Source organism: Chryseobacterium defluvii (assembly GCF_003634775.1).
Classification (GTDB): Bacteria; Bacteroidota; Bacteroidia; order Flavobacteriales; family Weeksellaceae; genus Chryseobacterium; species Chryseobacterium defluvii.
In genome coordinates this window covers 701492-722176 of record NZ_RBXB01000001.1, presented here as the reverse complement: position 1 = coordinate 722176, position 20685 = coordinate 701492, and the positions used below count along the sequence as shown (strand labels likewise).

Annotated in this window: 15 protein-coding genes; 2 read left to right on the top strand and 13 right to left on the bottom strand. The window is 35.1% G+C overall.

The window, feature by feature from the left end; genetic code table 11:
- The 11 genes from BCF58_RS17560 to BCF58_RS03380 form a co-directional block, all read right to left on the bottom strand.
- A complete protein-coding gene (locus tag BCF58_RS17560; protein ID WP_228434723.1) occupies positions 1-1248 on the bottom strand; it encodes a hypothetical protein in 1248 nt (415 codons plus the stop codon).
- Between the two features lie 150 nt (positions 1249-1398).
- Complete coding sequence (locus BCF58_RS03425; RefSeq protein ID WP_121460384.1) at positions 1399-2727, bottom strand: hydroxymethylglutaryl-CoA synthase family protein; 1329 nt, start codon at positions 2725-2727, stop codon at positions 1399-1401.
- A 103-nt stretch (positions 2728-2830) separates the two neighbouring features.
- Positions 2831-5341 (bottom strand): M1 family metallopeptidase, encoded by a 2511-nt coding sequence (locus BCF58_RS03420; RefSeq protein WP_121460383.1) that lies wholly within the window; start codon positions 5339-5341, stop codon positions 2831-2833.
- A 4-nt stretch (positions 5342-5345) separates the two neighbouring features.
- On the bottom strand, positions 5346-5585 hold the full coding sequence (locus BCF58_RS03415; RefSeq protein WP_228434722.1) for a hypothetical protein: 240 nt from the start codon (positions 5583-5585) through the stop codon (positions 5346-5348).
- A gap of 1 nt (position 5586) precedes the next feature.
- Positions 5587-6906: a serine hydrolase domain-containing protein gene (locus BCF58_RS03410; protein ID WP_121460382.1), complete on the bottom strand. Its 1320-nt coding sequence runs from the start codon at positions 6904-6906 to the stop codon at positions 5587-5589.
- 73 nt (positions 6907-6979) lie between these two features.
- Positions 6980-7774: a thymidylate synthase gene (locus tag BCF58_RS03405; protein WP_121460381.1), complete on the bottom strand. Its 795-nt coding sequence runs from the start codon at positions 7772-7774 to the stop codon at positions 6980-6982.
- A 175-nt stretch (positions 7775-7949) separates the two neighbouring features.
- Positions 7950-8390, bottom strand: a complete 441-nt coding sequence (locus BCF58_RS03400) for a hypothetical protein (RefSeq protein WP_121460380.1) — start codon at positions 8388-8390, stop codon at positions 7950-7952.
- 78 nt (positions 8391-8468) lie between these two features.
- Complete coding sequence (locus BCF58_RS03395) at positions 8469-9818, bottom strand: alpha-amylase family glycosyl hydrolase (RefSeq protein ID WP_121460379.1); 1350 nt, start codon at positions 9816-9818, stop codon at positions 8469-8471.
- 85 nt (positions 9819-9903) lie between these two features.
- Positions 9904-10494, bottom strand: coding sequence for an IS1096 element passenger TnpR family protein (locus tag BCF58_RS03390; protein WP_121460378.1), 591 nt, complete (start codon positions 10492-10494; stop codon positions 9904-9906).
- A gap of 130 nt (positions 10495-10624) precedes the next feature.
- Positions 10625-11656: a sensor histidine kinase gene (locus tag BCF58_RS03385; protein WP_121460377.1), complete on the bottom strand. Its 1032-nt coding sequence runs from the start codon at positions 11654-11656 to the stop codon at positions 10625-10627.
- Positions 11657-11705: 49 nt separating this feature from the next.
- Positions 11706-12383 carry a response regulator transcription factor gene (locus BCF58_RS03380; protein WP_121460376.1) on the bottom strand — a complete coding sequence of 226 codons (678 nt, stop codon included), beginning with the start codon at positions 12381-12383 and terminating at the stop codon, positions 11706-11708.
- A gap of 201 nt (positions 12384-12584) precedes the next feature.
- Here BCF58_RS03380 and BCF58_RS03375 point away from each other — a divergent pair, with 201 nt between their 5' ends.
- Both BCF58_RS03375 and BCF58_RS03370 read left to right on the top strand, forming a co-directional pair.
- Positions 12585-15182, top strand: coding sequence for a TonB-dependent receptor plug domain-containing protein (locus BCF58_RS03375; protein WP_121460375.1), 2598 nt, complete (start codon positions 12585-12587; stop codon positions 15180-15182).
- Between the two features lie 32 nt (positions 15183-15214).
- Positions 15215-16429 (top strand): hypothetical protein, encoded by a 1215-nt coding sequence (locus BCF58_RS03370; protein ID WP_121460374.1) that lies wholly within the window; start codon positions 15215-15217, stop codon positions 16427-16429.
- A gap of 221 nt (positions 16430-16650) precedes the next feature.
- On the opposite strand, the gene BCF58_RS03365 is transcribed toward BCF58_RS03370, so the two are convergent.
- Entirely contained in the window at positions 16651-17133 is a 483-nt protein-coding gene (locus BCF58_RS03365; protein WP_121460373.1) for a hypothetical protein, read from the bottom strand.
- 11 nt (positions 17134-17144) lie between these two features.
- Positions 17145-20681, bottom strand: coding sequence for a DUF6443 domain-containing protein (locus BCF58_RS03360; RefSeq protein ID WP_121460372.1), 3537 nt, complete (start codon positions 20679-20681; stop codon positions 17145-17147).
- Between the last annotated feature and the right edge of the window lie 4 nt (positions 20682-20685).

The following is a 20685-nucleotide window of genomic DNA, read 5'->3' as shown; positions in this document are numbered from 1 at the left end:
TTATTTTTTTTCTGAAAGTATTTGTTCCAATTGCTTCTCTATTTTTTTGAGTTTCTCAAACTGAAACTGTAAGTTTTTATTTTCTTCTTGAAGTTTTTTGATCTGTTTGTTCTGTTCAATTGAATAAAGGGTTAACTCTTCTATCTTCTGCAATAATTTAATTTGAAACTCTCCTACATTCACTCCTTCCTTTTCCATTACTTTCGCCGAAGCGATTTCTGGAAGGTGTTTTTTCTCTTTGATGTGTTTTTCTACCTCTTCGAGCTTTGGTAAGCTATAATCTTCTTCAAATACAAAATCTGCTGTTGGGGTAAGGGTTACTTTTACTTCTTTTGCTTCAAATTTACCTTGTAAGGCGGCATTTCCCGTATCTCCAGATAGAACAAAAGCTTTCCCCCATCCCCATGCACCTGGTGAACCATAAGCTATATGAAGAGTTTTTCTTCCATCATCAGGAGTATGGAAAATCCATGAGTTAGAACCACCGCTTATAATATCCTGAAACTGAGCATTACCTACAACATCTAATTTATATGCTGGTGAAATGGTACCTATTCCTAAATTACCATTGGTAGTAATTTTTACTGCCGGGGTCATAGAAACTGGAGAATTTAAAGCTATCTGTTGTTGTGGAGATGTCCAAAAATCAAATCCTTCATTCCCCATAGTCATAGCTACTTTAGCAAAATTTAACGTCCCATTACTAGATAGCCATCCTCCATTTATATTATCTGCTTTTACTCCAAAACTCATATAGGTGGCAGCAGAACTTCTTAATGATCCCCAATTGCTTAATGACCCGTCAGCATACCTGATAGCAAAAGCATTAATTCCTTCTGTAGCATCACTAGCACCTGCTAAAATATTACCTCGCACATCTAATTTCTGACTTGGGGCTTCAGTGCCTATTCCTACATTACCTCCTGTATGATTGAATATAAGATTATTGTTTCCCAGATAATTAATATACAAAGGAGATCCGGCATGACTTTGAATCCAGCTATATTGATTGCTAACCCCGAATCTTAAGTTCGGATAATTAACATTCCCTATAATCAGATCTCCCGTTTGATCAGGAGTAGAAAAACCCGAAACCAGATGCAGGTTTGCTAGTGGAGAGGCTGTACCTATACCCACATTAGCAGAAGATGAATTTGTTGTAGATTGTATTGCTCCGGATTGTGTATACAACTGTGCGAAAGTAGAATTGGCAAGCAATATGCCTGCAATAAGTAATACTTTTTTCATAAAATTGTGTTTTTTTGAATAATTTTCTGCCTACTAATTTACTATTTTTCTTAATATACCGTAATTTTTTTCTCAATAAATTGTGAAAAATCAAACATAAAAAAACACCTTTATTAAAGGTATTTTTTTATGTTAAATAGGATTAAGAATTTATTTTTGATGAGCATAATACCTCGCTCCTTTCAGAACTGGATTAAACAATTCTATAGATTGTAATCCAAATCCTTTATAATTTTGATTAACAGATTGATCCAATTGCTTTCTATGCAACTTTTCATATGTTTCAAAATTAATGGCTGTCCTGTTTTTTAAATTCTCAAACAAGTTCCATTTTGAAACTACATCTTTCCAGTTTCCGGAAATTTTCCCGGCAAAAACTTTTGATTTGGAACCGCTTCCGTAACCTAAAAACCCAATTTCTTCTCCGGCTAATTCTTCATTCTCGTTAAAAGAAGTTTGTAATACCGAAAGCAAAGCCATAAAAACCGAAGCCGTATACATATTTCCAATCTCTGAAGAGGCTCTTTGTGTTTTTTCAATTTTATTATTAATAAATTGAAGGTAATTTTCTGATTTAGCTACTGTTTTTTGTTCATCAGGAGTCTCATAGGAAAGGCCGTTTTCTAAGCTGTAAATTTCCGTAAAAACCCTTTTTCCATGAAAAGCATAAGGAAGATGGAAAATAAGGTATTTCCAAGCCTCATAAGGTTTATCTTTCCCAGAAACTTCTTTATAATGCTGGTAAGCTTCTCTTATCCGGTCCTGATAGCATTGATTGGAATATTGACCGTCAAATACCGGCTCATCTGTAAAAATTTCTATTTTATCAGGGAAAGATTCAGGACTGCTGATTAATTCTTCTTTTTTATAGTGCCTCCTGGGTTTGAAAAAATCAAACACACTTTCTGTGGCTACTCCCCAATGGTTTTCAATTTCCAATAGGTCCGGCTGCGAAGAAATCAATAAAGCTACAGCTCCTCCACCTTGCGTATACTCTCCGGAAGAAGCCAACTCGTATTTTGCATAATCACTGGCAATCACAATCGCTTTTTTATCCGGGTTTACCCTGACAAAATCCAGAGAATTATGAAGAGCATCCACTGCGCCTACACAAGCAAAAGTCATGTCTACTACATCACAATTTTTAAAGCATCTTGCTCCCAATTCTTTTTCTAATACTTTTTCCACCATTTGCATGACATAAGAAGCAGTAGGCTTTGCGGCATCGAGCGCACTTTCTGTTCCCAGATAAATCCTGGATATATCCTTTGGATGAATTTGATAGTCGTTTATCAATTTTAACAATGCTTCCGCTGCAAATGTGGCAGCATCTTCATGAACATCAGGAAATCCCATTTTATGCAATCCTAATCCCTTTTCCAATTTTGCAGGGTCAATTCCTCTTTCCTCTGCTAAATCCTTAATTTCCAAATACAAAGAAGGCACATAATAGCTTGCTGCCTCAATTCCAAAACTCATAATTCCTTAAATTTTATACTAATTTATAAAAGTAAATGGTTAATAGGGCTATGATTTTGATCAGTTAAAAATAAAAGCACTTCGTTGGAAGTGCTTTTGAGGTTTATTTAAAATCTTCAATTGATTTGTTCAGGGCATCAATCTGCTTGTTGATGCTTGCTGCGCTTTGTGGATTCTGTTTAAGCAATTCCATTTTTTTGCTCAGTCCGTCTTTCAGCATCTGAGAGATCATCATTTTAGCCTGTGGGTTATCGGCGATCTGACCTTTTATGTGTCCTATCATTTTAGTAATGCTTTCGGTAGCTTTTATATTATCTGAGGTCATGATCCAGTTGAAGCCTTCTTCAGCCACTTTACCCAATTCCGGATTCTGGAATTTCACAAACGGATAAAATGCCGCTATCTGAGCAATATTAGCCATTTGAGAAGTTATCTTATTTTTTACGACAATGGGTAACAATTGAATCAACAGGTCTTCTGATGCTCCTTCAAGGTCGATTTTCTCTGCTAAAGAATTGATTCTTGTAGGATCGATAGCAATAATTGCTCCTAATGACTTTCCTTTTACAGAATTAGAAACAGCATTCACACCTTTATCAAAGATCGGAAGGTATTTCTTATCTTTAGTTTTAGCCAAAGCTGATATGGCTGCCGCCTGAACTAAGGTTTTAGGGTCATTGGAAGCCAGTTTTTCCACATCTGCTCCTAAAGCTTTTAATTGTTCCGGGTTGGTAAGATCCATCAATTCCAATGCTTTCATTCTTACTCTGAAGTACGGATCTTTTAATGCCGCCGCTAATAATTTTGTAGCAGAAGTATTTTTTCCAACCTGATCTTTGATTCCGTTCAGTGCATTATATCTGCTTTTGAATTCTTTGGAATTGGTAAACTGCATCAGATACTGCTCCGGAGTTTTGGTATCTGTAATATCCGATAACAAAATACCGTCTGCATTGATATTGATTAAATCCGGATTTTTAGAAGCATCAAAACTGAATGTATTTTTTGCTTCGGCTTTTACCCAAACGTTATATCTCTTTGGTTTTCCGTTGTCATACACATCAATAGCAAGAGGGAATTCAAACGGTTGATCCTGTGACTGATTAATGGTAACTAAAACCTGTTTTTTAACCGGTTCATAGGTATATGAATAGTTCAGCTTTGGATTTCCGCTTCCAAAATACCATTGATTGAAGAACCAGTTCAGGTCTTTTCCTGAAACTTTTTCAAATGATAGTCTTAACTGGTGGGCTTCAGCATTTTGATATTCATTGGTTTTCAGGTAATCTGTCATTCCGGCAAAGAATGCATCATCACCTAAATAATTTCTTAACATATGAAGTATTCCGCCTCCTTTCTGATAGGTTACCAGATCGAAAACATCTTCCCGGGAGTCGTAATTGAATCTCACCAGATTTTTCTTGAAATCACCCGAATTGTGAATATATCTGTTTACGTCTTCCATCTGGTGATAATCCGCTTGGTCTTTTCCGTATTTATATTCGTTCCAAAGGTATTCTGAATAGTTGGCGAAAGATTCGTTGACGGTAAGATTACTCCAACTTTCTGCTGTTACCAGATCTCCAAACCAGTGGTGGAATAATTCATGGGCAATAGTATCTTCCCAGGTGTTTTCATCAATGAGCTGTCCCGGTTTTTGAAGAATATCACTTCCGTGAAGGGTGGCTGTCGTGTTTTCCATGGCTCCGCTCACATAGTCTCTTCCTGAGATCTGCGCATATTTTGCCCAAGGATAATCGTAACCCAGCTTTTTAGAGAAAAACTCGATCATTTCAGGGGTGTTTCCATAGATCTGTTTTGCGTATGGCTCGTATTCTTTTTCAATATAATAATCTACCGGAATATTTTTCCATTTGTCTTTTACAATGGCATATTCTCCTACTCCCATGAAGAACAGGTAGGTTGCATGCCTTTTATCCATTACCCAGTGATCTGTTCTCAAACCGTTGGATTCTTTTTGAGAATCTTTTAAAATACCGTTGGATAATGTTACGTATTTATCAGGAACGGTCATATAGATTTCCTGAGTGGTCTTTTGGTTGGGTTTATCAATGGTTGGAAACCATGCAGAAGAGGATTCTGTTTCTCCCTGTGTCCAGATCTGAGTCGGTTTATCTGCTTCTTTTCCCTGAGCATTAATGAAATACAAACCTTTTGCATCATTAATGGCAGCACTTCCCTGTTGTTTTACTTCGTTCGGGCGTGATGTATATTTGATATAAACGGTGTAATCCTGGTTTCTCTGATAAGTTTTATCGAGTCTGATTTTTAAAATATCATCTTTATATTCATATTGTAAAGGAGATTTTTTGCCATTGTTGTCTAAGGCTACTTCGTGAATCAGCATACTCTTTGCATCAAGAACCAATTCATTGGACGGATAGAAATAAGGAGAGGCCGTTAACCACTCTTCCCCGTTCATTTGCTCTTTCTGATAATCGAAATTTACTTTCAGTTTGGTATGCTTCAGTTCCGTTACCTTGGTGTGAGTGGCTCTGTACACTTTCTCTCTACCTGAAGTTTCGGATTGTGCCGATACATGAGCGGTAAACATCACTCCAAGTATGGCAATAGATAAAATAGCCTTTTTCATCTGTCTATTTATTATTTTTAGAATTATTTTTTGTTAATATGTCGAAAATATCATTGACTAATGTTTCATAGTCACCTTTTTTAAGCTGTTCTTTCGTTTTGGCAAATGCTTTTTTCAGTTCGCTTTCCGGATTTTCATCATCAATGATTTCTGCCGAGCTTACTCCTTTTAATTGTAGAACTGTATTTTTCAATACCTCAATGTCTGCTTTTTCTTCAATGTTTATTTTTAAATACTTCATCATATTATTCTTTTGTAAAGGTAGTTTTGTGGGATCCCTGAGTGATCACAAATTGTTTTTTTCCGGGATCAAAATCGATCACAATTCCTGCCATATCAAATTTAAAGCTTGTTTTGGAAGTAGCTTCCAAAGGAAAAGCTCCCTGTCCTGTAGCCTGAGCCATTAAGGTTTTGTCTTTGATAAAGATATTAATTTTCAATGGGACTTCGGGAGAAGCATAATTTCCCACGAATTGTTGAAGTTCATTTTCAGAGACCGCAATAACATTGAAAGCCGGAATAGCAAAATCTTTTCCATAAGCAGCACTTAGAGCCGCAATAGAAATATTATTGTTATCATAACTTGACTGATTAGTAACCATTGAGAAGGTTTTTTCTCCATCCGGGAAATAGTATAATGTCGAATGAAATTCATCAATACCTCCATTATGACCAAATCCTTTTTTCTGATTGAAAGGAACTTCCACCAATCCGAAACCATAACCGTCTTTGAACTTTTTCATTTTATCAAGGCTTTCCTGGGAAATCAATTTTCCGGAAGTCAAACCATTCATAAATGCGATAAGATCTGAAGGAGTGGAAATGATCGCTCCTGCACCGCTTGGGACAGACATATCTGTTTCAGGACTCTTTACATAAGTATTTCCTTCGTAAGTATATGAGTTGGCGATGTTATTGGAAACGTCAATTTTGCCTCCTACTTTGGTATACTTTAAGTTTAAAGGGTTTATAATGGCCTTTTCAATCAGTTCAGCATAAGATTTTTTATATACTTTTTCTAAGATATAGGTCAATAAAGAATAGTTTGAATTGCTGTACTGGAATTTGGAACCCGGCTCAAAATCAGAACCTGCTTTTTCGATAATACTGACTAGCTTTTCCTGAGTAATGGGTTGTGTATAATAGGTAAGATACAAATTATCATCTGTAAAATTATGAATTCCGCTTCTGTGGGTAAGAAGGTTTTCAATGGTTATTTTTTCTGCATTTTTGATGTTCGGAAAAAACTGGCTTAGCTTTGTATCTAAAGTGAGCTTTTTATCTTCAATTGCTTTCATTACCAGAACAGCGGTAAAAGTTTTGGTAATAGAACCTATTCTGTAAATGGTATTGATATCAGCTTTCTTTTTGCTTTCTACATCAGCAAAACCAATAGTATTCGTATAAACTAGTTTCCCCTTGTCTGCAATGGCAAAACTTCCCATCACTTTATGGTTTTCATCTAAAGCTTTGAAGTACTCATCTAGTTTCTGCTTATTGATATTTTGGGCAAAACCCAAACTGAAAGCTACAACTGAAACACTGAAAAATAGTTTATTGAACATATTAATGATTTCAATAATATGTCGGAAACAGAGGGGGTTTGTTACAATTCTCTCCTTTTATTATCCGTCAAATTTAAATGGCAACAGGTGCTTTGATTCCCGGATGCGGATCATAGTTTTCCAGGGTAAAGTCTTCAAAATTGAAATCAAAGATGTTTTTCACTTCCGGATTCAATTTCATGACAGGAAGTGGTCTCGGATCTCTCGAAAGCTGTCTGTTTACCTGTTCAAAGTGATTATTGTAAATATGAACGTCTCCAAAGCTGTGAACATAATCTCCGACTTCTAAACCGCAAACCTGTGCAACCATCATCAACAGTAATGCATAGCTTGCAATGTTAAACGGAACACCAAGGAAAACATCTGCACTTCTCTGATATAATTGTAGAGATAATTTACCATCGGCAACATAGAACTGGAATAATGCATGACATGGAGCCAAAGCCATATTCGGAATTTCAGCAACATTCCATGCGGAAACAATCAGTCTTCTGGAATCCGGATTTTTTTTGATCTGCTCGATCACTTCCGATATCTGATCCACCACTTTGTTATCTGCTCCTGTCCAGCTTCTCCACTGTGCTCCGTAAACCGGTCCTAAATCTCCGTTTTCATCAGCCCATTCATCCCAAATGCTTACTCCATTATCATTCAGGTATTTGATATTGGTATCGCCTTTCAAAAACCAAAGCAATTCATAGATAATGGATTTCAAATGTACTTTTTTGGTGGTTACCAAAGGAAAACCTTTCGACAGGTCATATCTCAACTGATATCCGAACACACTTCTTGTTCCGGTACCGGTTCTGTCTGTTTTATCTGTTCCGTTATCTAAAATATGCTGTAAAAGGTCTAAGTAATTCTGCATGTTGAAAAGCGATTTTTATGGTTCAAATTTAGAAAAAAGTAAATGAAAAACTGTTAGATTTTATCAAACGTTTTGTTATAAAAAAACTACCATGATATTTTTAGTGTTTCCTTTTACAGATTTCAGCCTGCCGAATTTCTTTTCTCCATAAAGCTATCTCCCCAATAATCTAAGGTTACCAAATATTTTCAATGGTCTGTTCCAGAGTATTAATGGCAAATGTTTGTCCTGTTCTTAATCCCATCATAACTTTTGCCAGAGGAGCTTCATCCGAAATGGTCATGATTTTGGTATTTTCAACAACAATTTCTCCTACAGAAGCTGAAATATAAAACAATCCTTTATTGGTTTTTACTAATGCTCCATTTTGTACTTTTTCTGAAGATTCCGGTGATATTTTTTGAATAATTGCCTGTTGATGTAAGGCTTCATTGAGCTGTCTCTGAAGGTTATTGATTTCCTGCTGAAGCATTTCCCGGCCGGTTTCATATTTATCTCCCATCGAGCTTTTGGTATCGTTATTTGAAGCACGGGTTTCTGTAATCAGACTTTCAAAGTTCCGGATCTTTTCGGAGATTTTATTTTTAACCGTATCTAAAATTATTGATTTGTCCATTCTTTCATTTTGGGCTAAAGCCTTTTCATTGGATTAAAAAAGCGGGCTAAAGCCCGCTCCTATTGCTAAAACCTTAATTTACTTTTCAAATACAGCGTAGTCTGAAGGCTTAAAGCTGAAATCTTTCCCGGCATTGAAGTCTCTTTTTGTTCCTTCAAAAACATTTTTAAATGTCCCGGATAAATGTTCGTCTTCAATACTGAAATTCACTGCTTCTTTTGACATATTTAAAACAACAAGAACCTCATCTTTCCCATTTTTCCTTACATAAGCCAACACCTTATCATTTGCTGTTGTGTTGAGCAAATAGGTGATCACATTTGAGTCACCTCCGCGTAAGGCAGGATTTGAGGATTTCAGGTTCAATAATGTTTTATAAAAATCTGCCATCTGGTAATTATTCGTCCATTGGATGACATCTTTTTCAAAGAATTGCAGTCTCTTCATATTTGGTAATTCCTGTCCTGAATATAATAAAGGAATACCATTCCATGTTGCCGAAAATACCGCCATTGGTTTTGCTATCGCTCCATATTTTTCATATTCTGTACCATTCCAGGAATTTTCATCATGATTGGTGGTGAACCACGCTCTCATGGAAGCATCTCCAATCGCAGAATATTTTACCAATAAGTCTTTTAACTCCTGCAAAGGAAGGTTTTTTTTGTAGTAGTCCTCGGATTTATGCATCCATGTCCAGGAATAGCTCGCATCGAATACTTTTCCGTAATCCGGATTTTCAAGCTCATCAAATTCTCCTATCCAGAAAAGAGGCTTTATTTTTTCTACTTCAGGACGGGCCTGCTGCCAGAAATCTACTTCTACCCATGAAGCCAGATCACATCGGAAACCGTCAATATTGGTTTCTATTACCCAATATTTCATAGCATCGATCATTTCTTTCCGCATTTCCTGGTTTTTATAATCCAGCTCAATGATATCATCCATTCCGGAAGCAATATGGAATTTTCCATCCGGGTCTTTCAAATAGAATTCAGGATGTGTTTTGGTCCAGATATGATCCCAACCCGTATGATTGGCTACCCAATCTATAATGACTTTGAAACCCAGTCTGTGGGCTTCGTTCACCATGTGCTTAAAATCATCCAGGGTTCCGAATTCAGGATTGATGGAAGTGTAATCTGCTGCTGCATACTGACTTCCCAAACTTCCTTTTTTATTTTGTTGGGCAATAGGAGTAATCGGCATAAACCAGAGCGTTTTCACTCCCATTGATTTCAGGCGGGGCATTTCTTTTTCAAAAGCTTTAAAGGTTCCTTCCTGAGTATATTGTCTTAAGTTAACTTCATAGATATTTGTAGTATGCTTCCATTCTTTCGGCAAATCCATAGTCTTTTTGTTTGTATTTTGAACAGCACAGGATACAATTCCCAAGCCAATAATTGCTGCTAAGATTATTTTCTTCATTAATCAAGTTTTAACAAAAATAAGGATTGTATTTAAAAACAAGGCACAAAAAAACCCTGAAAACATATTCAGGGTTGATACTTATTTATCTTTCTTCATGATCATCATCTTCTTCATCAAAGATATCATCATTGTAATCTTCTTCCTCATCATCATCAAAGCTGTCATCTTCATCTGAAAAGTTTCCTCCGGAAAAATCGTCATCAAAATTGAAATCATCATCCATTAAAGGCATTGCTGATTTCTTTTTAGAACCTGAGCTTCCGTTTTTACTTGGAGCCTTTAAAGGCACGTTTCCGAATCTGTATACGGTGATAGGGTAATTCACTCCTTTTGTTTCTTCAATAATTTCAACAAGCTCACAAAAGAATTCCCAAAGATCAAGAAGGCCATATTGAAACTGAGCTTTATCTCCTATGCTTTCAAATGCTTCATCAATATAAACATCCGACATAATCTCGCCATCTCCGTCATCACTCATATCTTCCAACGGGACGCTTTTCACGATTGTCCCATCTTCCTCCAGTAAATTAAAAGTGGAAAGCTCGTCTCCCAGCAGGCTGAATGCACTTTTAATTCCTAAATGTAAGTTCCATAGAGTCTGTTTTCCTTTAATTTCAATATCACGGAAAATATCTTCTTTCGCATCTAATATTACGCGGATTTTGTAAACCATACCAGTTTTTAAATTTCTTTTTGCCTTATTATTATGATAAATTTCTGTTGCAAATATATAATAAATGACATGTCACAAAAAAATATTTCAGAATTTTTTAAAATATTTTTTTTTCATACATTTTGCGGAATTATTTACTTTTTTCGAGCATAAAACTAAACTTAGTTCCTTCTAAATATACGCTTTCCACCGTAATGTTTTCGTTATGAGCTTCAAGGATATGTTTTACAATGGCCAACCCCAATCCGGAGCCGCCCTCACGTCTGCTTCTGCTGGTTTCAACCCGGTAGAATCTTTCAAAAATCCTCGGCAGGATTTCAGGCTTGATTCCCATTCCGTTATCTATAACTTCGATAAGCACTTTATTTTTAAGGACACTGGTTTTTACCACTACTTTTGCCTCCTGTCTGTTGGCGTAATGAATGGCATTGGAAATTAAATTAATAAAAACCTGGGAAATCTTCTGTTTGTCGGCATCTACAAAGATCTGCGGATGCAGGGTCTGAATTTGTAAGGTGGTATTATTTTTTTCTGCTTCAAGATCAAGGAGGTCAAAAATTTCTTTGATCAGGAGATTGACATCGAATCTGGAAACCGTAAGGTTGATTTCTCCTGCTTCTAACCGGTTGATCATATCCAAATCTGTAACGATAGCGATCAATCTTTCCACAGAGATCCCGATTCTTTCCAGGTATTTGTCTCTGATTCCTAAATTTTCAACGCCGCCTTCTCTCAGTGTTTCCACATATCCCTGGATGGAAAATAAGGGAGTTTTAAGTTCGTGAGAAACGTTCCCTATATACTCCTTACGATAACTCTCCATCTCTTTCATCATGTCAATTTGGGAAGCCTTCTGTTGGTTAAGATCGGAAAACCTTTCGCCCAGTTCTTTAATCGTAATGTTTTCGTCATTATCATTCACCATTTCCTGCGGGAGGATTTCAGAAATTGTGCGTACCTGCTTTTTACCGTAATAATTGAACAGCAATTCCAGCACAACATAATTAATGATGAAAATAAGCACGATGCATATGAAAAGACCTATTTTGAAGAAGGGTGTCTTATAATAGATTTCCTTTAGCGAATCGAAAATGATTACTAAAAGAAACATCACCAGTGTCAAAAGACACGAGGCGACGAGGGTAAGTCTGTAAAATTTCAATTTTACAAAGTTTTATTGGTTGATGTAAAGATAAGTTTTTTTTCAGGGATTATACGATAAGCTTATAGCCTATTCCTTTCAGGGTCTGAATCGTATTAATTCCTAATTTCTCTCTTAATCTTCTGATATGAACGTCTATGGTTCTTTCTCCTACGATCACGTCATTCCCCCAAACCTTTTCAAGGATTTCTTCTCTTTTAAAAACCTTTTCCGTGTTGGATGCCAGCAGATAAAGTAAGTCGAATTCTTTTTTAGGAAGTAAGAACTGTTGTCCGTTTTTAGAAACTCTGAAGTTGTCCTTATCGATCACCAGATCACCGATTTCAATCAGCTTCGCATTATCTGAAACCTGAGATGTCAGCTGTAACAAAGCATTTACTTTAGAAATCAGGATTTTCGGTTTGATGAGCTTCACAATATAATCGTTCGCTCCTGCCTGGAAGCCTGCCAATTGAGAAAACTCTTCACTTCTGGCGGAAAGGAAAACAATAAGTGTTTTCTGTAGCTCTTTTATTTTACGAAGTTCCTGGCAAGTTTCGATCCCGTCTTTTTCCGGCATCATGACATCTAACAGGATAAGATCCGGAATAATATCTTTAGCCTTATCTATTCCTTCATTACCGTTGGTCGCCGTATAAATGTCGTATCCTTCTTTTTCTAAATTGTAAGACAGAATCTCTAAAATATCCAGTTCATCGTCTATTAAGAGTATTTTCTTTTGGTTCATTTTTAATTTTTACTGAGTCAAAGTTAACAATTTTTGAATGACAGATTAATAAATACCCTATCGTTCACATAAAGTTAACAATAATGTTGTTTTGTTAATATATAGTTAAGAAAAAATTAAATTTTACTAAACCATTTACAACGCCTTTCTTTTATTCCTTTGCACCGAAAGAATCTAAGTGTAAATAAAGAAAAGTAAATAATGAAAATTCATAAGCTTAGCATTGCCGTTTTGTTTTTGTCCGGATCTGTATTCTATGCACAGGAAACCAAGCAGGATAGCATAAAAAAGGAAAACAAAATTGATGGCGTAGTCATTCAGGGAAGCAGTAACAAGAAAACAGAAACTGCAGTACTTGGGGAACAGAAAAAGGCTATTATACAAAAACAGGCTGTAAGTGCTGAAGAAATTTCCAGAAAAGGAATATCTAATGTAGAACAAGGTCTTACCAAGGTAACCGGGATCACTACAGTAGAAGGAAGAGGACTTTTTGTAAGAGGATTGGAAGAAAGATACAATTATCTATTGATTAACGGTCTTGGTTCGCCCTCTAACAACCCTTTTCAAAAAATCATTGCTTTAAAGCAGTTTCCAACAGACGTTGTAGGGAAACTTAATATCTATAAAACTTTTAACTCCAATCTTTACGGAGATTTCGCCGGAGCAACTTTCGATATTGAAACTTTAACGATTGATAAAGCGTTTACAAAAGTAGAATTCAGTGTTGGAGTAAATACTTTAAGTACTTTCAGAGATAACTTTAAAGTAGCTGAAGGTGCAGACGGAATAAAAGGCTATCTTGGTTTAAACTCTAGAGACAGAAGATTGCCTGTAGAAGTGAGGGACTCGAAACCCAATGGTCATATTTTCACAAGAGAACAGTCTTTATCCTCATTTAAAGATTCATGGAATGTGGATAATATTAAATCAATGCCAAATACAAGCATTGGCTTCACTACAGTACAAAAAATAAAAGCTGGAGAAACCGGAAATCTTGGAATTTTATTCTCTTTAAATCAATCGTCAAAGTATTCTTACAAGGAAGGAGATAACAATCAATACAGAGATAATGGTGGTGTTATACAACTAAGTAACCTGCTATACAGAAAAGGGTATGAATACGAAACAGAGTCTTCAACTCTCTTAGGATTAGCTTATAAAAACAGAGGTACCAATGTAAATTTAAATGCCATTTATTTACAAAACTCCTCTAATATTATTGAGGACTTTAATGGTTATAAAAACTTCAGCATCCAAGATGTACGTTTCTTCAGAACCAATCAGCAGGATATTTCAAGATTTTTGGATTTGCAATTAACTGCTGCACAAAAAATCGGAGACCGTCATCAATTTAAGACAGGAGGAAGTTATGTTATCAATAATTATAGTCAGCCGGATAGAAAGATTTTTGAACTTACTTCTCCTGAAAATTTTGATAATGCATTAATTTCTTACGGAGGTAATAATTTCATCCGTCAATATCTTGATGTTGATGGTAGATTTTATGGATCAGCTTATGGGGAATATTCTGTTTTTATGGGTAATAAAGGTGATCGAAAAGACTATCCTTTACAATTATCAATAGGATATAATGGTTTTGCTGATGTAAGGAAAAACTCATATCGCTTTATTTTTGGTAACCCAACGAATGGTAATACTTCTGTATATATTAATGTGGATCGTCCACAATCTACATTAGACAATTCGATTCAGAATAATCAACTTTATTATTTAGAAGGAACCAACCCTAATTTATACTTATCTAATATTTATCAATTTGTAAATGCCGGCTATCTTAATTTTGATTATAAACCAAACGATAGCTGGGATATCTTGATAGGCGGAAGGCTTGAAAATGATATGAGACTAATCAGGTATCAAAAAGGTCAGCCAGAAATACTTGAAATAATTAATAATAAAAATTATTTTCTTCCATCTCTTTCTATAAAAAAGGCACTGAATAGTAAGAATAATTTTAGATTATCTTTAAGTAAGACTATAACCCGTCCTATTCTTATAGAAACAATGCCAATTGAATATATCAATCCAGATAATTCATCCATCCTTGGTAATGAAAATATTCAGAATAGTGAAAACTATAATGCAGATTTAAAATGGGAATATTTCCCTTCTAATAAAGAAATGTTTGCAGTTAATTTATTTGCAAAAAGAATAGATAAGGCAATAGAACGCTCTATTGCTCCTTCAGGAAATGCAAGTGGTGTTGTTATTACCTACTACAATTCTAAAAAAGCAACACTAGCAGGGATAGAATTAGAGGGTATATTGAACTTGGGCAGATTCTCTGAATCTCTAGACAGATTTACTTTGGGTGCTAATGCAACATTCATGTATTCTGATGTAGAAAGAAGCCCGGAACAATTAGTAATTGAAAAACCACAAGGATATACCGAAGAACAACTTCATAAAAGAGGACTACAAGGTGCTGCACCATATACCATCAATGCAGATTTGAAGTATGAATATAAAAATTCTAAAAATTTTGCAAAAACTTTTTCCCTAGTGTATAATGTGTCTGGATCAAAAATTTATGCTGTTGGGGGGGCAGGTTCAGATAATTATTATGAAAGGCCATTCCATCAGTTAGACTTTGTCTACCAAAATCAACTCGATAAAAATTGGAATGTAAAATTCGCAGTACAGAATATTCTGGACAGCAAATATCGTGTTGAATTGGGAGATAATAGCTATTACCCAGTAGAAACTAATAATAACTATGCATTAAACAGTTATTTTAATGGTATATCTTTCAATTTTACTGTAGGATATACATTCTAGAAAATATTAAAAATTAAAAATCTTATTATAAAATGAAAAGAAATCTTTTAACTTTATTATCATTGACATTGCTTTTGACATTGTCTTCATGTACTATTGAAGTAAATGATGGAGATGGTGGAACTATTACAACTCCGGGCAATACTTCAGGAGTTCTGCCTGAAGGAGGAAAACTATCCGGTGATATTACATCCAACTTAACTATAAAAAAAGGAAATTATACATTAGAAGGTATCGTGAAGGTAGCTGATGGAGCAACTCTTACTATTGAAGCAGGTGCAACATTTACAGTTTCTACTACTACTACTTCAAGTTTGGTTGTTTTACAAGGTGGAAAAATACTTGCTTTAGGATCTGCTAGCGAACCAATTGTTTTTACAACTGCTGCTAAAGTTCCTGGAGGTTGGGGAGGAATTACTATTTATGGAAGAGCTCCTATCAAGGCTGTAAACGGAAGCCCAACTGCTGTATCTGAAGATGGTAATTTTATTACATACGGTGGTAATGATGCTAATTACAGTTCTGGTATTTTGAAATATGTTAGAGTAGAATATGCTGGTAAGAAAATTAATGACGGAACTTCTGAAACCAATACCTTCACATTCTACGCCGTAGGTGATGGTACTATTTTAGAAAACTTGGTTGCTTATAAAGGAACCGATGATGGATTTGAGTTCTTCGGAGGTACTGTAAGCGCAAAAAACCTTGTTGCTTATGGTAATTATGATGACTCTTTCGATTGGCAGGATGCATGGAGCGGGCAAAACAACAGCAACTGGTTTGCTTTCCAAACAGTAACAGGTAATTTCGGAATGGAGATTGAAGCTTCTGCAAACATAGATAATACTCCTCCGAAAATTTCTAATATTACTTTAATAAGAGATACGAATACAAATCCAGAAACTGCAGGATCTGTAGAAATCTCTGCTATTCAATTCAAAAGACAGGGTACTGGTATTTTCTCAAACGTATATGTCAGTGGATATAAAAACACTGGTGGTAAAAATGCTTATGCAGTTTTAATTCAGGATGACGCAACGAATAACAACCAAGTAAACGCAAATCCTAGTAAAGTTGTTGTATCTCCTTTAAATTATGTGAATTCTGATAATCCAGGTGTTTGGGGATATGCTGTAACAAACGGAGGAAAAACATTTACTAATACCGCAAGTGTTACCAAAGTATCTTTAGTTGCCGGAGCTTGGGCTACTGTAGATGGAGTAAACCTTTTATCTGCTTTACAATAATTTAGTTATAATAGTTTCTTCGTATCAAATTGAAAGAGCCGTCAGGAAATAATTTCCTGACGGCTCTTTAGTCTAATTCAACGGTAATAAATTTGTACAATATTATTAGATTAATCAAAGGTAAGATTAACAACTTTGTCATCTGGATGATTCTCTTATAATATTATATAAAGCCTTTACTATAGTTTTAGTAAAGGCTTTGTAAGTTTCTTATGTTAAATTTAATTGGGGTCAGAAACTTTTTTAATTAAGTTATCTAAGTACTTAAACTCCGTAAGATCCTCCCATTTATTTTCTTTTTTAAATTCCTCTGCATACTGGATAAAGTTTTCTCTGTCATTCCATCGTTGTAAGTTATTCCTATCCAATGTAATAAAGTTAAATTTAAATAGTGCTTCTTCCTTATCGGAAGTTAACATATCAATAAATATGTAATCTTCAAACCTTTGAATTAGATTTCCACCAACAATACAAATTCTATTTTTTGGCCTGGTTTTATCAATATATTCCTGAGCAAATAGAATTGCCTGATTTCCTAATTCATCATTTTTCAAGCAATTAGAATGAAATCCCGTATCATTAAATTTGTAGTATATATCTTTTACATTCTGAATAAAGGGCGGAAATATAAAAAAATCTTCTTCATCCGTTATTTTTTTACCACAAAGTAAACATTCTGTTTTATCTGTAAATATAATTGCCATTAGAATTAATATTAAGGTCTTATTAAAGTAGTTTCCCCCCCATGAAGTATGTATTGTCTGCTTTGTCCTAACTTTTTGGAACCAGAGAATTCATACTTTCTCAAAAAGTTAAAATCAGCTGAACTCGGTCCCGCTGAAGTGGGATGTGTATGTCCAAAAAGAGTTTTGATCTGTTTTGGTCTAAAGCTTATCCCTCCGGATCCTCCACTTATAATTGCTTTTTCACCACTAGCTAGTCTAACAATAGCATGCTCATTACCCGTTAACCAAGTCATTCCTTTAATTTCATTTGTAAGATCATCAATTTTCTCTCCATGTGAAATAATTCTTTCAACATTCATTGATAAAATTTCACCTCCTCCACTACTGCCTATTTCTTTTGAAGCATTTTTTGCTAACTCTTTCGTGGCTTTCTCCATCCCTTCTTCAACCAAATGGGTTCCAATGGTTTTTACTCCACCTTTAACAATAGATCCAGACCCTAAAGTTACAATATCCAACGCCATACCACCTATACCAAATCCAAACTGTAGCCAATTTCCATCTCTTGCCCCCTCATATATATCCAAACCACTGCCTACAAAGGGCACAAAACTTACGCCAACCCTTGCTGCATCACCCCATCCAAAACCAGAATCATTAGGAGTTTTATAAGATGACTCCAATTCAACTGTTTTGATATTAGCTTCTTTTGTCCCATCAGTATAGGTAGTTATAGATTCAAGCCCCCCGTCATATGGCCTCCCTTCAAAACTAGCCCACTCGTTTTCTTTATTTATAATTTCCGCTTCTAGACCTTCAATTTCTAAAGCATCTATTACTCTATTCTCGGAGAAGTTATAATGAGATTGGTAAGCATATATTTCACTTAAAGGATCTACGTTGAAGAAACGACCTACATCCGGCATATAATTTCTCCATTTGAAGGAGTAAAAACCGGTTTCCTGTAATTCCTGTCCCTGATACTTATATTTATAGCTTGGTGTAATGGATATACTCGCTGCACCATCATGATGCTCCAATCCAAAGGGATAAAAATCAGTGGCATTATCTATAACCGGGTTGCCATTCGCATCTTTATAAAAAGAAATTCTAACGTTTCCAACCTGATCTTTATATTGATAAATATACTTATTATTTTCAAAACTATAATACCCTTCTGCAGTTGATGCAAATTTTAAGTCAGGTGCTGTTGGCTGTAATGTACTATTTTCATACTGAAAATTGTCTAAGTAGTCGGTAGTTATTATAGTAGTTCCTTTCGTATATTTCTTAGAAAGTCTTGTACCATCCGATTGATAAATATTCTGAACTTTTTGTGATTTACCACTTCCTTCTAATAGGGTAATAGAACTGGGAAGATTCAGAAAGTTATAACTGATCTCCTTAATTCTTTTATCCATCATACTGGTCATATTACCATTTCCATCATAAGTTATTAAGTTTCCTCCTCCTGGATATCCAGATGTATTATTCTGACTATCCACAATCTTAACAAGCCTATTACCTTCATAAGAATATCGTAGCTCATCGAAGGTCGTTGTAGTCACAGGGCTTGCAGCCGTTTTACCTCCCCGGATTAAAGAAACGATATTTCCATTACGATCATACTCCGGATATTCAAAGTAATCATCATTTGGAATAGTAGCTTGAGGTTGGAAACTTATGCCATGAACAAGTCTGTTAAGCCTATCATATTTATATGAATACCTCTTTAGAATGCCATCAGTTGCCATCTTCCAATCTACTTCGGAGATATTGCCATTATATTTTGCTTCATCAATCCCCAGTTGGTTCGGTTCTGGATTCTGGTATCTCAATTGATAACCAAACAATTTACCGTTTAGATTTACTGGATCATTGATTTTGGTTAGCCATCCTCTGATATTGTAGGCGTAATCTATAGTTTGAAGTGGGTTTGCAGATCCAACAGTACTTCCTACTTTTTTACTGATTAATTGTGAAAGCTCATTATAGGTATTCTGAGATAAAATTTCTTCAGGATTATTATCCACCTTATGCTTATGGGTTAGTAATCTGTTTTGATTGTCATAAGTGAAAGTTTCAGTTATAACTTTTTCAACATCAGTAATTAATCTTTTATGATAGGTATTATTTTGTAATGCAATTCCTGAAAAATCAAGTTTCGTCTCAGTCTTAGTATATCCCCCTAAATAATTGATGGAATGGGTACTTATAGCTCGCCCTTTAGTATCATAATAGAAATAGTGTTTTGTCCATCTAAAATCATTGGCTTCTGTATTTTTTATATAGTTGGCAGTAGGTAAAGTTTTGGTACTCATATTAGAATTTTGTGCATCCTGAGACATTACATTTTGCCCTAATACCTGCGTTGGAATAACTGGAGAACCTTCAGGATAAGTATCATAATAATTTAAACTAAGAAAATTATATACCTTATCATACTGAGGATACCCTTGTGTTACTGAATAATAGACATCCATCCCACTGTAATTTATTGTTACAAAAGATGATCTACTCTCATTATTGTTGCCTTTAGTGTTTACATAATCGTGCTCATCTATACGATTCGTTCCCATACCCATACAAATACCGGTCATAATCACCCTTGAAAACTGATCATATTTGGTATACAACCACCGATTCTGTATTTTTAAATTGGCATCCTGAATAGCAACTAGTCGATCTTGTTTATCATACACCATATATTCCCAACCTTTTCCGGGAAACTTTTTTTCCACCGCCCTCTTCTTATTATCAAACCTGTATTGATAACATAGATTATCAAGAATAGCTTGAGATAATACAGATTCAACCGATGCTAAAGGAGGAATAACATATGTTAACTGATCATATTTATCATATACATAATAGGTATCTAAATTATTTGTTCCATCATTTCTTCGGATAAGAACAATATGGCCATACAGATCTTTAAAAACAATTTTCTCATTATTATCTTCATCCTTAATCGTAAACTTATATAATGAATTTTCCTCATAATAAATAATCTGGGAAGGAGAGGAAGTATACATTTGGTTAGCACTATCCCAAGTAGTAGTAATTTGATATTTTTTTACCTGATCCGTTATAGAATTGGCATCGTATCCGTACTTCACGGTGTGCCCAGAACTCATTTTCCAATCCTCACCCGGACTTGCAGATTGAAATATTCTGCTTAGAGGAGAAGATTCAAGTTCTTTTTCTGAAAAAGCATTAGTGACTCCATAATATGAGTTTATCGTACTTTCTGAAACAGAGTTTTGAATTGCCGCATTAGAAGTTGATACGGGTATAGGAAGATAATCTTTAGTCTTTCTACCAAATTGATCATACACCACAGGTATTACTAAGTCTTGCCCAGTTGGAGTAGATTTTATTGAAATAATTTGCTTAAGTCTCCCAAGTCCATCTAAATATTGTACAGTTTCTAACTGTTTTTGTACTGGATCTGAAGGATCTGAAAGGTGAGTTTTCTTGTATACATAATTTTCAGTACTTGTAAGATTTTGAGAAATGGAGTAATTGAAGATTAGCCCCAATACTATAATTAATATTTTTTTCATTGGT

Excerpts from the sequence above, each read along its gene's own strand:
- BCF58_RS03390 (WP_121460378.1), bottom strand. The coding sequence starts at position 10,494 with ATGGTTTACAAAATCCGCGTAATATTAGATGCGAAAGAAGATATTTTC.
- BCF58_RS17560 (WP_228434723.1), bottom strand. The coding sequence starts at position 1,248 with ATGAAAAAAGTATTACTTATTGCAGGCATATTGCTTGCCAATTCTACT.
- BCF58_RS03415 (WP_228434722.1), bottom strand. The coding sequence starts at position 5,585 with ATGATGAAGTATTTAAAAATAAACATTGAAGAAAAAGCAGACATTGAG.
- BCF58_RS03400 (WP_121460380.1), bottom strand. The coding sequence starts at position 8,390 with ATGGACAAATCAATAATTTTAGATACGGTTAAAAATAAAATCTCCGAA.
- BCF58_RS03395 (WP_121460379.1), bottom strand. The coding sequence starts at position 9,818 with ATGAAGAAAATAATCTTAGCAGCAATTATTGGCTTGGGAATTGTATCC.
- BCF58_RS03420 (WP_121460383.1), bottom strand. The coding sequence starts at position 5,341 with ATGAAAAAGGCTATTTTATCTATTGCCATACTTGGAGTGATGTTTACC.
- BCF58_RS03380 (WP_121460376.1), bottom strand. The coding sequence starts at position 12,383 with ATGAACCAAAAGAAAATACTCTTAATAGACGATGAACTGGATATTTTA.
- BCF58_RS03370 (WP_121460374.1), top strand. The coding sequence starts at position 15,215 with ATGAAAAGAAATCTTTTAACTTTATTATCATTGACATTGCTTTTGACA.
- BCF58_RS03405 (WP_121460381.1), bottom strand. The coding sequence starts at position 7,774 with ATGCAGAATTACTTAGACCTTTTACAGCATATTTTAGATAACGGAACA.
- BCF58_RS03425 (WP_121460384.1), bottom strand. The coding sequence starts at position 2,727 with ATGAGTTTTGGAATTGAGGCAGCAAGCTATTATGTGCCTTCTTTGTAT.
- BCF58_RS03360 (WP_121460372.1), bottom strand. The coding sequence starts at position 20,681 with ATGAAAAAAATATTAATTATAGTATTGGGGCTAATCTTCAATTACTCC.
- BCF58_RS03365 (WP_121460373.1), bottom strand. The coding sequence starts at position 17,133 with ATGGCAATTATATTTACAGATAAAACAGAATGTTTACTTTGTGGTAAA.
- BCF58_RS03410 (WP_121460382.1), bottom strand. The coding sequence starts at position 6,906 with ATGTTCAATAAACTATTTTTCAGTGTTTCAGTTGTAGCTTTCAGTTTG.
- BCF58_RS03375 (WP_121460375.1), top strand. The coding sequence starts at position 12,585 with ATGAAAATTCATAAGCTTAGCATTGCCGTTTTGTTTTTGTCCGGATCT.